The sequence below is a fragment of the Saccharopolyspora sp. NPDC045839 genome (assembly GCF_056431645.1).
The window spans coordinates 112,382-125,609 of record NZ_JBWKKH010000016.1 but is presented as its reverse complement, the minus strand read 5'-3'; the positions used below and the strand labels follow the sequence as shown (position 1 = coordinate 125,609).

The 13,228-nt window shown below is 70.7% G+C and carries 10 protein-coding genes; 8 read left to right on the top strand and 2 right to left on the bottom strand.

Annotated elements, in window-relative coordinates:
- Window positions 1–49: 49 nt before the first annotated feature.
- Window positions 50–688: a TetR/AcrR family transcriptional regulator gene (locus AC07EQ_RS22790; RefSeq protein ID WP_478389927.1), complete on the top strand. Its 639-nt coding sequence runs from the start codon at window positions 50–52 to the stop codon at window positions 686–688.
- A gap of 73 nt (window positions 689–761) precedes the next feature.
- Here the strand turns inward: AC07EQ_RS22790 and AC07EQ_RS22785 are convergent, their stop codons facing one another.
- On the bottom strand, window positions 762–1,247 hold the full coding sequence (locus tag AC07EQ_RS22785; RefSeq protein ID WP_478389926.1) for a cupin domain-containing protein: 486 nt from the start codon (window positions 1,245–1,247) through the stop codon (window positions 762–764).
- A 439-nt stretch (window positions 1,248–1,686) separates the two neighbouring features.
- On the opposite strand from AC07EQ_RS22785, the gene AC07EQ_RS22780 reads away from it, so the two are divergent.
- The 4 genes from AC07EQ_RS22780 (at window position 1,687) to AC07EQ_RS22765 (ending at window position 8,235) form a co-directional block, all read left to right on the top strand.
- Window positions 1,687–4,467, top strand: a complete 2,781-nt coding sequence (locus tag AC07EQ_RS22780) for a helix-turn-helix transcriptional regulator (protein WP_478389925.1) — start codon at window positions 1,687–1,689, stop codon at window positions 4,465–4,467.
- Between the two features lie 114 nt (window positions 4,468–4,581).
- Window positions 4,582–4,956, top strand: a complete 375-nt coding sequence (locus tag AC07EQ_RS22775) for a VOC family protein (RefSeq protein WP_235883828.1) — start codon at window positions 4,582–4,584, stop codon at window positions 4,954–4,956.
- Window positions 4,957–5,429: 473 nt separating this feature from the next.
- The gene (locus AC07EQ_RS22770; protein WP_478389924.1) at window positions 5,430–7,100 is read left to right on the top strand and encodes a class I adenylate-forming enzyme family protein; all 1,671 of its coding nucleotides are present in this window, start codon (window positions 5,430–5,432) and stop codon (window positions 7,098–7,100) included.
- A gap of 79 nt (window positions 7,101–7,179) precedes the next feature.
- Window positions 7,180–8,235: a methyltransferase gene (locus AC07EQ_RS22765; RefSeq protein WP_478389923.1), complete on the top strand. Its 1,056-nt coding sequence runs from the start codon at window positions 7,180–7,182 to the stop codon at window positions 8,233–8,235.
- 53 nt (window positions 8,236–8,288) lie between these two features.
- On the opposite strand, the gene AC07EQ_RS22760 is transcribed toward AC07EQ_RS22765, so the two are convergent.
- Window positions 8,289–9,164: an AraC family transcriptional regulator gene (locus tag AC07EQ_RS22760; protein WP_478389922.1), complete on the bottom strand. Its 876-nt coding sequence runs from the start codon at window positions 9,162–9,164 to the stop codon at window positions 8,289–8,291.
- 88 nt (window positions 9,165–9,252) lie between these two features.
- Here AC07EQ_RS22760 and AC07EQ_RS22755 point away from each other — a divergent pair, with 88 nt between their 5' ends.
- From AC07EQ_RS22755 to AC07EQ_RS22745, 3 genes are all read left to right on the top strand, one after another.
- Window positions 9,253–10,086 (top strand): NAD(P)H-binding protein, encoded by an 834-nt coding sequence (locus tag AC07EQ_RS22755; RefSeq protein WP_478389921.1) that lies wholly within the window; start codon window positions 9,253–9,255, stop codon window positions 10,084–10,086.
- Window positions 10,087–10,330: 244 nt separating this feature from the next.
- Window positions 10,331–11,947, top strand: coding sequence for an FAD-binding oxidoreductase (locus AC07EQ_RS22750; RefSeq protein ID WP_478389920.1), 1,617 nt, complete (start codon window positions 10,331–10,333; stop codon window positions 11,945–11,947).
- Between the two features lie 281 nt (window positions 11,948–12,228).
- A complete protein-coding gene (locus AC07EQ_RS22745; protein ID WP_478389919.1) occupies window positions 12,229–13,110 on the top strand; it encodes a hypothetical protein in 882 nt (293 codons plus the stop codon).
- The last annotated feature ends 118 nt before the right edge of the window (window positions 13,111–13,228 follow it).

The following is a 13,228-nucleotide window of genomic DNA, read 5'->3' as shown; positions in this document are numbered from 1 at the left end:
AGGGGAAGGCCCGGTGCGAACCGGCGCCATCCGGGGAGGAGGGAAGCCGATGTCGCCACGCGGACGTCCGCGCAGCTTCGACCGGGAAGCCGCCCTGCGGACCGCCATGGAGCTGTTCTGGGAACGCGGCTACGAGGCCACGTCGCTGAGCGACCTCACCGGCGCGATGGGCATCAGCTCACCGAGCCTGTACGCGGCATTCGGGTCCAAAGAGGACCTGTTCCGGGAGGCCGTCGCGCTCTACAACAGCGCCGACGAGGCGGTCGGCGACCGGTCGCTGCAGAGCCGGCCGACGGCGCGGCGCGCGATCGAGGCGATGCTGCGCGACAACGCCGACGCCTACGTGGATCCGGACACGCCGCGCGGCTGCATGGTGGTGCTCGCGGCCACCAACTGCACGCCGGACAACGAGCGGATCTGGGATTTCCTTGCGGAGTGCCGGAAGGACGACTTCCGCGCGGTGCTCGCCCGGCTGGAGCGCGGCGTTGCCGACGGCGACGTGCCCGCCGGCGCGGACCTGGAGAAGATCGCCTCGTTCTACCTGACCGTCCTGCAAGGACTGTCCATTCAGGCCAGAGATGGGAGCTCCCGCGACGCCGTGCACGCGGTCATCGACTGCGCGATGCTGGCCTGGGACGGGATGATGGCCGGGCCGGAGGTGCGTCGCGATGGCGCCGTGCCCGCCTGATCCGAGCGCGTCGACCGGGCACCGGCGCAGGCCGGTGCCCGGGGTGCGCGCCCGCCGCGGTGGGCCGGCCGGACTATTCGATGCCGTACTTCTCCGACGCGATCCGCATGGACCGTTCCACATCGGCCTCGAATTGGCTCGGCGGCGGCGCCGGCTGACCGGGCACCGCCTCCACGCCGACCTCCAGGAAGAATTTTTCGAACCCGCTCGGAAGGAAAAGCATGAGCATTCTCGCGGGCGTATCGGAAATATTCTTGAACCGGTGCGCCGAACCGCGCGGAAGATAAATGAAAGAACCCGGTTCGGCGGTGAATTCTCGGTCCCCGTCGAACACCTGGAGGCTTCCTTCGACGAGGTAGAAAGCCTCGTCCTCGTACTGGTGGACGTGCAGCGGCGGGCCACTGCCCGGCGGGATCTCGCCCTCCATGACCCCGATCATTCCGTCCGTGTCCTCGGCTCCGACCTTCAGCGTGTAGCGGTCGCCGCTGAAGGCCCAGACGCTTTGGCCCGCGCCGGGCGGGACGTGGATCACCCGGCGGGTGACCTCCGGTGCGCTCATGTTCAGACTCCTCTCGACCAGCGGGTGCGCGCCGTCGAGCCTCTGCGATCGGCCCGGGTGCGGGCATCACGTCATCGCGGGATTCCCATTGATCGGCCGTTCCCAGCCGACCACCCCGTGCTATGTGGCCAAGATCACCCGTTTCTGGGGTGTTCGCGCCGCGCTGGGCCGAACGGTGGCGCACGATTCCGCCGACGGGAATTCACTGGATGCCTTCGCGGCGGATATGTCGTGAAAAGGAAATGGACGGAGGGTTACGGACTTTGATACCAAAAAAGCCCCGTGCGGTAAAGATCTACCGGCGGCATCCTCCTGCGACACTCGGGTGAATGCATTCCCTTTGACGCTTTTGGAACAGCCCGCCTCGTGCTGATTGTTCGGGTACTGTCGCGTCAGCTATCTGCGTTCGTCCGATGCTGCTCACTGAGGGGAACACACGATGGACACTGATGCGTTACCGCTGATCGGCCGGGAACGTGTCTTAGGTGAATCGCGCGAGTTTTTGCTGCAGGTCGCCGAGGGAGCCGGGAACTGCGTCGTCGTGGAGGGGTCGGCCGGCATCGGCAAGAGCCGACTGCTGCAGGAAGTGGAGGCCGAAAGCCGCGCACTGGGTCTCGGAGTCATCTCTTCGCAGGCCGTGAAGCTGGACAAGAACACGCCGTTGATCACGTTGCGTTCGCTGTTCCGATCGTGCCATCTGCTCGGACCGCAGATCCCGGCGGGCCCCGAGCTGAACACCTCCACGCTGTGGGCCGTGGACCAGGTCGGCGAGATGATCGCGCAACAGGCCCGGAAGCAGCCGATGCTGATCGCCCTCGACGACGCGCACTGGGCCGACGAAGCGACCGCCCTGGCACTGCGCGTGCTCGTGCCCGCCCTCCGCTCGGAACCCGTGCTCTGGTACTTCACCCGCCGCCCCTACCCGATTCGCAGCTGCGCGCAGGAAGCGCTGGACTGGCTGATCGGCGACGGGGCCCAGAAGCGGCAGCTCGAACCGCTTTCCGACGGCGCGGTCGCGCAGCTGTGCGCCGAGGTGCTCGGCGTAGAACCGGACGAGGCGACCCTGGCCTACGCGGCGCGCAGCGGCGGGAATCCATTCCTGCTGCGGGAGATGCTGCGCGGGCTGCCGGGCGACGGACCGCAGGAGCCGCCCGCGGCGATGACGCCGACGTTCTTCGACGCCGTCGGCGAGCGGATGCAGGACCTGCCGGAGGACACCCGCCGCGCGCTGGACGCGATGACGGTGTTCGGCCGGCCCTTCGGGGTGCACGAGGTCGCCGCGCTGCTCGGGCGCCCGGCGGTGGACCTGCTGGGCACCGTCGCGATGCTCGTCGACGCCGAGGTGCTGGTCGAGCAGGGCGCGAAGCTGAGCTTCCGGCACGAGCTGATCCGCGAGGCGCTCTACCACCGGATGCCGGAGCCGACCCGGGCGACGCTGCACCAGGAGGCCGCGTCGGTGCTCGCCCAGCACGGCCGGTCGGCCACCGAGCAGGTCAAGCACCTGCTGCTCAGCGGCGGCGGCTGGGTGGACGTGGCGACCGTGGTGAAGCGCGCGGTGCAGGAGATCGCCCCGGCGGCGCCGAACACCGGCGCCGACCTGATCCTCCGCAGCCTGCCGCTGATCGACGAGCGCAGCCCGATCCGCGCGGAACTGGCCGCCGAGGCGGTGCGGCTGCTGGTGCTGGCGGGCCGCCCGGCCGAGGCGATCGAGCTCGGCCAGCGCTTCCGCGGCAGCGGGCTGCCGCCGAACACCGAGGCGATGCTGCTGCTCGGCCTGACCGAAGCGCTGCACACCGTCGGCGAGCACGCCGCGGTCATCGAGCACACGGTGCTCGCCCTGCCCCGGGCCAAATCGGATTCGATGGTGCGCGCCGAACTGCTGGCGATGCACGCGCACGGGCTGGTCGCGGTCGGCGACATCGAACCGGCGGCGGCCGCGGCGACCAACACCGTGCACGTCGCCAACCGGGCCCGCACGCACGGGGCGCTGGTGTGCGGGACCGGCGCGCGGAGCCGGGTTTCCCTCGCACAGGGCGATCTCGCGTCGGCCATCCGGTACGCGGCCGAAGCGGTGCGGCTCGGCGACCGCGCCGGTGACATCGGGCGCACCCGGCATCCCCGGCTGCACCTGGCCGCCGCGCTGACGGCCGCCGACCGCCTCGGCGAGGCGGAGGAAGAGCTGTGCCGGGACGAGCAGGACGTCGCCGAGCTGGAGACGGTGTGGTCGCAGCCGCCGCGCTACCTGTGCCGGGCCGAGCTGCTGTTCGCCACCGGCCGGCTCAACGACGCCGCGGCCGAAGCGGAAGCCGGAATCCTGCTCACCGAACAGCTTTCCGCGGAAGCGCTGGCAGTTCCGCTGCTCGCGCTGCGGGCCGTGGTGGCGCTGCGGGCCGACGGCGTGCCGGCCGCGTGGCGGCACCTCAACCGCGCCCAGGAGATCGTGGAGACCGGGCGGCGGAGGATGCCGGACCTGCTGGTCTGGGCGCGGCTGCTCGCCGAAGGGGCGGAAGGCGATCCGGACCGGATCCGGCTGGAGCTGGTGGAAGTCCTCGACCGGCTCAAGCGCAGCAGGTCGCTGCTGGTCGGCTCGCCCGAACGAGTCCCGGTGCTGGTGCGGCTGGCCATGCGGGTCGGCGCCGACGACGCGGCCGCCCAGGTGATCGCCGCGGCGGTCGAGCTGGGCCGCCGCAACCCCGACGTCTACGTGTTCCTCGGCGCCGCGGCGCACGGTGCCGGCCTGCACCGCCGGGACGTGCGGTCGCTGCGCACCGCCGTCGAGCACTACCGGGCGGGCTCGCAGCCGGTGCTGCTGGCGCACGGGCTGGAAGACCTGGCGGCGGCCGAGGCTGATCTCGGCAACCTCGACCAGGCCACCGAGCTGCTCATCGAGGCCGAATCCGGGTACGCGCGGTGCGACGCGCTGCTGGACGCCGCCCGGATGCGCGGGCTGCTGGCCCGGACCCCGAACCTCCCGGGGCCGCGGCGGCAGAGCACCCGCAAGACGGGCTGGGACAGCCTGACCCGCGCGGAGCTGCGCGTGGTGCGGCTGGTCGCCGAGGGGCTCACCAACCGGGAAGTCGCGAACCGGCTGTACCTGTCACCGCACACTGTGGACAGCCACCTCCGGCACAGCTTCGCGAAACTGGGCATCACCAGCCGCGTCGAGCTGGCGCGACGCGTGATGACGCACGACCAGCCGGCAACTCACGCGAACACGTGATGACCGTCGGCGGCCCGGGCGGGGATGCTGGTTGCGAGCCGGTCGGAGACCCGCCGAAGAAGGCGGAAGTCCTTTCCACCGGCCCCAATCACCCGATTCCCGTTAGGAGCTGTGGTGTCCACAAACGTAGTCGGACCGGACTTCCTGACCTTGCAGGTGCGCGACCTGGAGCGGGCGCGGCGGTTCTACACCGAGGTCGTCGGATTCTCCACTGTGGAATCCAAGGTGCCCAACGCGGCGGTGCTGGCCGCCGCGCCCATCCGCATCGCGCTGCGCCAGGCCACGATCGACCTCGACGAGGTCGCCAAGGTCGGGCACGGCGTCGTCGTCTGGATCAAGGCGGAGAACCCCGACAAGCTGCACGAGCAGCTGACCGCCGCCGGCGTGCCGATCAGCAAGCCGATCTGCGACGGTTCCTGCGGCCGTGAGTTCATCTTCGAGGACCCCGACGGCTACCTGATCACCGTCTACGAAGGTCAGCCCGTCTAGCAGGCTCGTCCTGCGTGGCGGTGCGGCTGGCCGGACCTCAGAGGCCTTCTCGTCGCGTCTTCGCGAGAAGGCCTCTGAGGGACTGCTTCCGAACTCGTTCTGCGTAGCGGCGCGGGTGGCGCCCCCTGCGGGAATTTCGGCCGCCGGCCGGCTGTGGGATCCCCGACTTGCGTATGAACCAATACGCGGCATCGGGGACTGGCCTCGCCCAGGCGCGGCATGAGAACCCGCAGCGGTGCGAGTTGCCTGAGTGGGCTAAGCGGCTTCGCCGCTTCAAAGAACAAAGCCTGCGGTACCACTGAGAACCCGCGGCGGTGCGGGCTTGGCCCCGCGCCGCGCACGAAGCAGGGCATTGTCCCCTGTGGACGATTGTGTTCGTCGGCGCGGCCCCGTTCGCGGTGCGCCGTGCCGTTTCCTCCTGCCGTCCGCCCGGGCCGGTTCGCGCCCCGGGCGGTCCCCGAAGGAGCACCAGCATGATCGCACTCGAGAACATCCGTCCCGACGCGCGCCTTCCGTTACCCGCGCGGCTGAAGTTGCTGCTGGACCGGGAACTGGGGATGGGCAACTTCCTGGACCGCGCCGCGGCGCACAACCCCGCCCCGGACCGGGCGTTCCTGTTCGCCCAGCGGCCGGAAGGCGAGATCGAGGCCTACAGCCTGGCCCGGCTGCTGGAGGTGCGCAACGCCTACGCGGCCTGGTACCACGCGCACGGCGTCGGCAAGGGCGACGTGGTCGGCGTGCACGTCCCGGAAGGCGTCGACTCGTTCCTGCACTTCCTGGCGTTGACCTCGCTCGGCGCGATCGCCGCGCTGGTCAACGGCCGGATGAAGCCGGAGGTCGCGGCCGAGTACCTCGGCCGCATCGGCGCGCTCGGCGTCGTGGCCGACGGCCCCCGCCTCGATCGGCTGCGCGACGCCGGCCTGGACACCGAGCGGCTCGCGTTCCACACCGAGCCGACCGCGCTGCCCACCACGCCCGCCGCCGGCGCCACCCATCCCGGCGTCTTCCCGTACGTCCACGCCGACGACGACCTGGTGATGGTCTGCCACACCTCCGGCACCACCGGCCCGCCGAAGGCCGCCAGCTTCGGCCACCGCCAGTTCTTCCTCGGCAAGCGCGGGCGGCTGTGGAACTTCCCGCCGGCGGCCCGCAACCGGCTGCTCACCGCGCTGCCCCAGTCGCACTCGGCGGGCATCAGCTACCTGATGACCGCGACCCTGCTCGGCCTGCCGACGCTGGTGATGGCCGACACCGGGGGACCGGCGGTGCGGGCGGCGATGCGCCGGTTCCGGCCGACCATCGTCGCCGCGTTCCCGCAAACCTGGGCCGACCTGGCCGAAATCGGCCTGGAGGCGGCCGACGCCCGGCACGTGCACACGTGGATCAACACCGGCGACGCCGCGCACGAGGCGCACATCAAGGCGCTCATCCAGCACGGCCGCCGCCCCGGCCGGCTCCGGTCCCGGCCGGGCAGCCGGTTCATCGACGGGCTCGGCTCGTCGGAGATGGGCATGGCGCTGTTCCGCAAGGTCAGCGAGCTCGGCAGCACCGACTACGGCCGCTGCGTGGGCACGCCGATCAAGGTGGTGCGCCGCGCCGTGGTCCTGGACGACGACGGCCGCGAGCTCGGGCCGGGCCGCGCCGGGCGGCTGGGCGTGCTGACCCCGACCCGGACCCCCGGCTACTGGAACAACACCGAGCAGACGGTGAAGTCGTCGTTCGCCGGCTACTGGCTGACCGGCGACGTCGTCTACCGCGACGAACGCGGCCGGTTCATCCATCTCGACCGGGTGCCCGACGTGATCCGCACCGCCGGCGGCCCGGTCTACAGCCTGCCGCTGGAGGAGGCGATCCTCGTCGGCTGCCGGTTCGCGGCGGACTGCTCGGTGATCGGGGTCGGCGATCCCCGCTCGCCCGGCGCGCAGGTGCCGCTGGCCGTGGTGCGCCTGCACCCCGACGCCGCGCCGGTGGCGGACCTGACCGCGTCGATCAACGCGGCGCTCACCGCCGCCGGACTGTCCGAAGTGCACGGTGCGGTGGTCGCCCGCGACGACGCGGACTTCCCGACCGGCGCGACCGGCAAGGTCCTCAAGCGGCAGCTCCGCGAACGCTTCGCCGACCACCTGATCACCACCAACGTCTGACGCCCGGTTACAAGCGGCGCAAACCGTTTCTCGATCACTGCGCCCGGGCGTGCCTGCGCCCGGATGGGGAAGGGGAGTCATGAACGAACCCGGCTCGGCGACGCCCTACGGCGTGCTCTCGGAGGGAACGCAGGCGCCGCCCGCGGTCCGCATGTACGAAATGCTCTACAGCTCGCTGGTCAGCCAGCTGCTGATCGCGGTGGCCGAGCTCGGCGTCGCCGACGCGATCCACGGCGAGCCGACGCACGTCGACGACATCGCCACACGCGTCGACGCGGACGCCGACAGCCTTTACCGGGGCCTGCGGGCGCTGGCCAGCGTCGGGGTGTTCACCGAGGTCGAGCACCGGGTGTTCGACCTGACGCCGCTCGCGGCCACGCTGCGCAGCGACGGCGAGGGCTCCATGCGCGCCCTGGCCCGCTACGTCGGGCTGCCGGAGCGGCAGCGCTCCTTCGGTGCGCTCGCCTACAGCCTGCGCAGCGGCCGCCCGGCCTTCGAGCACGTGCACGGCCGCGGGTGGTGGGCGCACTTCGCCGACCACCCGGAGCTGGCGAAGCTGTTCAACGACGCGATGGGCAGCATGGCCCGGATGGTGAACTCGGCGATGCTGGAGGCCTACGACCTGACCGGCGTGCGGCACCTCGTCGACGTCGCGGGCGGGCAGGGGCACCTGGTGGCCACCATCCTGGCGCGCTACCCGGAGATGACCGCGGAGGTCTTCGACCTGCCGCGGGTGGTGCCGGAGGCCGAGGAGGTGCTGCGAGCGGCGGGCCTGTCGGGCCGCGCGAAGTGCGTCGGCGGCGACTTCTTCGACTCGGTGCCGACCGGCGGCGACGTGTACGTGCTGTCCTGGACCATCCACGACTGGAAGGACGAGGACGCGATCAGCATCCTGCGCAACATCCGGGCGGCGATGTCGCCGGAGAGCAAGCTGCTGGTGATCGACGAGGTGCTGCCGCCAGGCGACACCCCGCACTTCGGCAAGTTCGAGGACATCGTGATGCTGAGCCTGCTGTCGGGCCACGTCCGGACGGAGCCGGAGCTGACGGCGCTGTTCGAGAAGGCGGGCCTGCGCCACGAGGAGACGCGGGCGACGAGCTCCCCGACCAGCGTGCTGGTGGCGTCCCCCGCCTGACCGTTCGCGAGGACCGTGCCCGGCCGGGCACGGTCCTCGCTCGGTCGAATGTCCTATGTGGATTGGCCGCACCGGGCCGCGCACCCGGCTTCCTGGCGGTACTTGCTGGGGCTGACGCCGTGGAACCGCTTGAAAGCCGCGCTGAAGCCGAAGGCGTCCGCGTATCCGACCCGATGCGCTATCGCGGCGACCGGATCGGTGGATTCGGCCAGCAGGTCGGCGGCCAACGTCATCCGCCAGTCCGTCAGGTACGTCAGCGGCGGCTCGCCCACCAGCTTGGCGAACCGGCCGGCCAGCGTCGTGCGCGACACCCGCGCCTCGCGGGCCAGGGCGGCGAGCGTCCAGGGCTTCTCCGGTGCGGCGTGCATCGCCCGCAGCGCGGAGCCGATCGCGGCGTCGCCCAACGCCCGGAACAGGCCGGGGGCAACGGATTCCGGCCGGTCGAACCAGCCCCGCAGCGTGCACACCAGCAGCCAGTCGAGCAGCCGGTCGAGCACCACCTGCCGTCCCGGCGGGCTCGCGACGATCTGCGAGTCCAGGAATCCGCGGATCGACGAGCAATCGTCCCCGTCGGGTACCACCAGCACGGGTGGCAGCACGCCCAGCAGTCGTTGCGACACCTTGCCCCGCACGCGGTACGTCGCGGTCAGCAGCACCGTGCGACCGGCTGACGCCGTGTGTCCCGGTTCGGGCCGGTCGGAGATGGCGAAGGGCCCCGGGCCGCGCGCGATCGCGGTGTCGCCGGCCCGCACCAGCCGCGGTTTCCCGCCGTCCCCGAAGGAAATCCAGCCCTCGCCCCGCAGCGGCGCGAGCAGCGTCAGGGATTCCGCGTCCCCGAACCGCAGCGCCCACGGTGGGGAGAGCTCCGTCCGGCTGAAACCGGCGCCGTCCGCGCGGACGCCCCGCAGCAGGTCGTCGAAGGGGTCCATGAACTCCACGATAGCGGCGGACGATCGGACATGTTCCGCGTACGACGAGCCATGGCCGCCCCGCGCCGCCGCCGGTTGACTGCTTCCCATGACGACACAACCGGATTCGATCCTGGTGCTGGGAGCGACGGGCAAGACCGGACGACGGCTGGTGAGCACGTTGCGCGCGGCGGGCGAACACGTCCGGGCCGCGTCCCGTTCCGGCGAGGTGCGGTTCGACTGGGCCGACCGGGGAACCTGGCCGGCCGCGCTGGACGGGGCCTCGGCGGTATACCTCGTGGCTTCCGAGAACCCGGCGCTGACAAGGATTTTCGTCGGAGATGCGGTCGCGGCGGGTGTCCGCCGCTTCGTGGCCCTGTCCGGGCGCGGCATCGGGCTGGTTCCCCCGGAACCCTTCAAGAGCGTGGTCGCGGCGGAAGAGGCAGTGCGCGACTCCGGCGCGCAATGGTCGATCATCCGGCCGAACAACTTCAACCAGAACTTCGACGAGGGCCTGTGGCGCGCGCCGCTGCGAGCAGGTCTGCTGGCCCTGCCCATCGGCCCCGCGCCGGAGCCGTTCATCGACGTCCAGGACGTCGCCGACGTCGCGACGGCCCTGCTGACATCGGACGGCCACCACGGGCAGGTGTACGAGCTCTCGGGATCTCGGGCGCTCACCTTCGGGGAAGCCGTCGAGATGATGGCCGATGCCGCCGGGCGGTCCATCCGCTACGTGGAGCTCACGCCCGAGGAGTACCGGGCCGAGCTCGTGGCCGGGGGAGCGTCGGAGGACGAGGTCGAGGAGGTCGACGCGATGTTCGCCGCGATGCGCGCCGGGCACCTCGCCGAGCCCACCGACGCGGTTCGGCGAGTGCTCGGGCGCGCACCGGTCGACTTCGGCGACTACGCAGCCCGGGCCGCCGCGACGGGCGCGTGGTCGTAGTCGGGAGGCCGGGTCCCGTTGTCCAGGTAGGCCGAACGGAGCAGCCACCGAGAGTGAGTCAATCACGTGATCACGTGATGTCTTTTGGCGCAGGGATCTACACGATTGGGTGTAGCCGCCCGTGATCGACGCTGCGGCCGCGACTCTGCGTCATCTGCCCTTTGCTCCATGAGGTCGATGCCGGTCCGGCCTGTCCGCGGATCGCGACGGCGCAGGGGACCAAGTCACTCTCGGAGGAGTTCGCATGAGCGCGTTATCGCGCCGCAACCTGCTCACCTGGACTGCGGCGCTCGGCGGCTCGGCCGCCGTCCTCTCCACCACCGAAGCACTCGCGGCACCAACCGTCCCGCAGCAGGTGGGACCGGCCGCCAACCCGGCCATCACCGTCGGCCCCGCGGACGTCCGCTTCGCCGGCCTGACCAGGGGCCAGAACCAGCGATTCGTGAGCAACCCCGAAAGCGTGTGCCTGCCGTCCACGACGGAACAGGTGGTCGCGGCCGTCGGCGACGCGGCGCGGCGCGGCAAGCGCATCGGCGTGCGCAGCGGCGGGCACTGCTACGAGAACTTCGTCGACAACCCCGACGTGCGGGTCCTCATCGACATGACGCAGATGAACGCGATCGCCCACGACACCAAGATGAACGCGATCATGGTCGAGGCGGGCGCGGAGCTGGGCGACGTCTACGACACGCTCTACAAGCGGTGGGGCGTCTGCCTGCCCGGCGGCTCCTGCTACACCGTCGGCGTCGGCGGGCACGTCACCGGCAGCGGCTACGGGCCGCTGAGCCGCCGGCACGGCTACATCAGCGACCACGTGTACGCGGTGGAGGTCGTGGTGGTCGACGCCGGCGGGAAAGCGCGGGCGATGGTCGCGACCCGGGAGGCCAGCGACCCCAACCGCGAGCTGTGGTGGGCGCACACCGGCGGCGGCGGTGGCGCTTTCGGCGTCGTCACGCGGTTCTGGTTCCGCGACCCGAACGCCACCGGCACCGACCCGGCGAAGCTGCTGCCGGCCCCGCCGCGGGAGGCGTGGATCCACCGCCGCGAGTGGGCCTGGGACCAGATGACGCCCGAGCGGTTCGCCCGGCTGCTGCGCAACTACGGCACCTGGATGGAGCGCAACAGCGGCCCGGACAGCCCCTACACCGGGCTGTTCTCCCGGCTGGAGCTGACGACCCGCGCGTACGGCCCGTTCCACCTGGTCGTGCAGATCGACGCGGGCCTGCCCAACGCGGCGCGGCTGCTCAACGACTTCCTCAACGCGGTCGGCGAAGGCGTCGGCGTGAAGCCCACCGTCACCGACCACCGGAAGCTGCCGTGGCTGCACGCGACCGGCTGGCCCGGGATGTGGATGAGCAACCCGACCGACCGCTACAAGTACAAGTCCAGCTACCACCGCAAGGGCTTCACCGACGCGCAGATCGCCGCGCTCTACGACCAGCTGACCAACACCGACTACGCGCAGCTGCCGTTCGTGGTGTCGATCGCGTCCTTCGGCGGCAAGGTCAACACCGTCGCGCCCGACGCGACCGCCAACCCGCACCGCGACTCGGTGATGAAGCTGCTGTGGGGCACCGCCTGGCAGGGCGCCGCGGACGACGACCGCCACGTGGGCTGGCACCAGCGGTTCTACCAGGCCGTCTACCGGGACACCGGCGGCGTGCCGGTGCCCAACGACGTCACCGACGGCTGCTTCATCAACTACTGCGACATCGACATCAGCGACCCGGCGTGGAACGCCTCGGGCGTCCCGTGGCACGACCTGTACTTCAAGGGGAACTACCGGCGCCTGCAGCAGGCGAAGAAGGCCTACGACCCGAGGGACGTGTTCAAGCACGCCCAGTCGATCAGGCTGCCCTGACCGGACGCGCAGCGGCCGCGGGAGGCAGCGCCACCCGCGGCCGCGTTGCGCCAGCACCGGACCAAGCCGGACAACCCCGCCCCGAATCACCACCGGCACCCGCGAGGTGCGCCGTTTTCGCGCGAAACCGTCGCACCTCCCTCACAGAAAACGCCGGTTTCGCGCGAAAACGGCGGGTACCCCCGATCGGGTAAGCATATCTATCCACAGTGGATGGGGTTGTCCACAGATCTCCGCAACGCTGATGACAGCTCCCGAGCCGAGCTCGCATGCTGCGATGCATGACAACTTTGATCAGTGCCAACACGCCGTTCGATTTCGGACTGATGACCTGCGCCCAGGCGCTTTCCCAAGGGATCACCGAACGCCAGCTGCGCAAGAGCGGCGAATACCGGCGAGTGATCCACGGCGTTTACTGCAGCAGCGAGATCGAGATAACCCATGCGCTCCGCTGCCTTGCCGCTGCCCTCGTCCTGCCGCAGGAGTCGATCATCACCGGCCGGTCCGCCGCCACCCTGCGTGGGGTGCCGTTGGCGAGGGCTCATGACCGGGTCGAAGTGCTCGTGAGCGGGCACAAATACATGAACAGGCGTTTCGGCCTGCGATGTTGGTCGGTCCGAAGTTGGGCGTTCGAGCGGGCGGGATGGGCGGGAATCCACCTGGCGACCGTCGAACGCACGGTGCTGGACCTCCTCGCCCGCAATCCGCGGAGGCCGGCGGTTGCCGCCGGTGATGCATTGGTTCACGCCGGGCTGATCGATGTGAAGGCGATCCACGCCTTCCTCGCTGGGCGCCACGACCACGGCATAGTCCGCGCGCGAGCCGCGGCTGCGCTCCTGGATGGGCGAGCGGAGTCACTCCCCGAATCGGAGCTGCGCGTTGCCATGGTGCAAGCCGGTTTTCGCCCGACGCCGCAGGTGGAGATCCACGATGGGCATGGTTTCGTCGCTCGCGTTGATCTCGCCCTGGAAGACGTGAAGATCGCCCTCGAGTACGACGGAGCCTGGCACGCCGACCCCGATCGGCACCGGTTGGATCAGAAGCGGCTGCACCGAATCCGAGCGTGCGGCTGGCATGTGATCGTGGTGACCGCGGAGCGCTTGTACGAGCGTTTGCCGGACCTGCTCGCAGAGGTCCGCGCAGCGGTTGCGGCCCGCCGGTGATTGCGGCGTTTTTTTGGGGGGAAAAGAAAACCCCCCCCACAACAGCGGATCCTTTTCCCGCAGAAGAACAGCCCCCCCCCCCACCCGGCTCCCCCCCGTTTCTTTGGCCGTCGGGGCC

What these genes read in the sequence shown, in the direction of transcription:
- AC07EQ_RS22780 (WP_478389925.1), top strand. Translation starts at nt 1,687, where the DNA reads ATGGACACTGATGCGTTACCGCTGATCGGCCGGGAACGTGTCTTAGGT.
- AC07EQ_RS22785 (WP_478389926.1), bottom strand. Translation starts at nt 1,247, where the DNA reads ATGAGCGCACCGGAGGTCACCCGCCGGGTGATCCACGTCCCGCCCGGC.
- AC07EQ_RS22765 (WP_478389923.1), top strand. Translation starts at nt 7,180, where the DNA reads ATGAACGAACCCGGCTCGGCGACGCCCTACGGCGTGCTCTCGGAGGGA.
- AC07EQ_RS22760 (WP_478389922.1), bottom strand. Translation starts at nt 9,164, where the DNA reads ATGGACCCCTTCGACGACCTGCTGCGGGGCGTCCGCGCGGACGGCGCC.
- AC07EQ_RS22770 (WP_478389924.1), top strand. Translation starts at nt 5,430, where the DNA reads ATGATCGCACTCGAGAACATCCGTCCCGACGCGCGCCTTCCGTTACCC.
- AC07EQ_RS22755 (WP_478389921.1), top strand. Translation starts at nt 9,253, where the DNA reads ATGACGACACAACCGGATTCGATCCTGGTGCTGGGAGCGACGGGCAAG.
- AC07EQ_RS22790 (WP_478389927.1), top strand. Translation starts at nt 50, where the DNA reads ATGTCGCCACGCGGACGTCCGCGCAGCTTCGACCGGGAAGCCGCCCTG.
- AC07EQ_RS22745 (WP_478389919.1), top strand. Translation starts at nt 12,229, where the DNA reads ATGACAACTTTGATCAGTGCCAACACGCCGTTCGATTTCGGACTGATG.
- AC07EQ_RS22750 (WP_478389920.1), top strand. Translation starts at nt 10,331, where the DNA reads ATGAGCGCGTTATCGCGCCGCAACCTGCTCACCTGGACTGCGGCGCTC.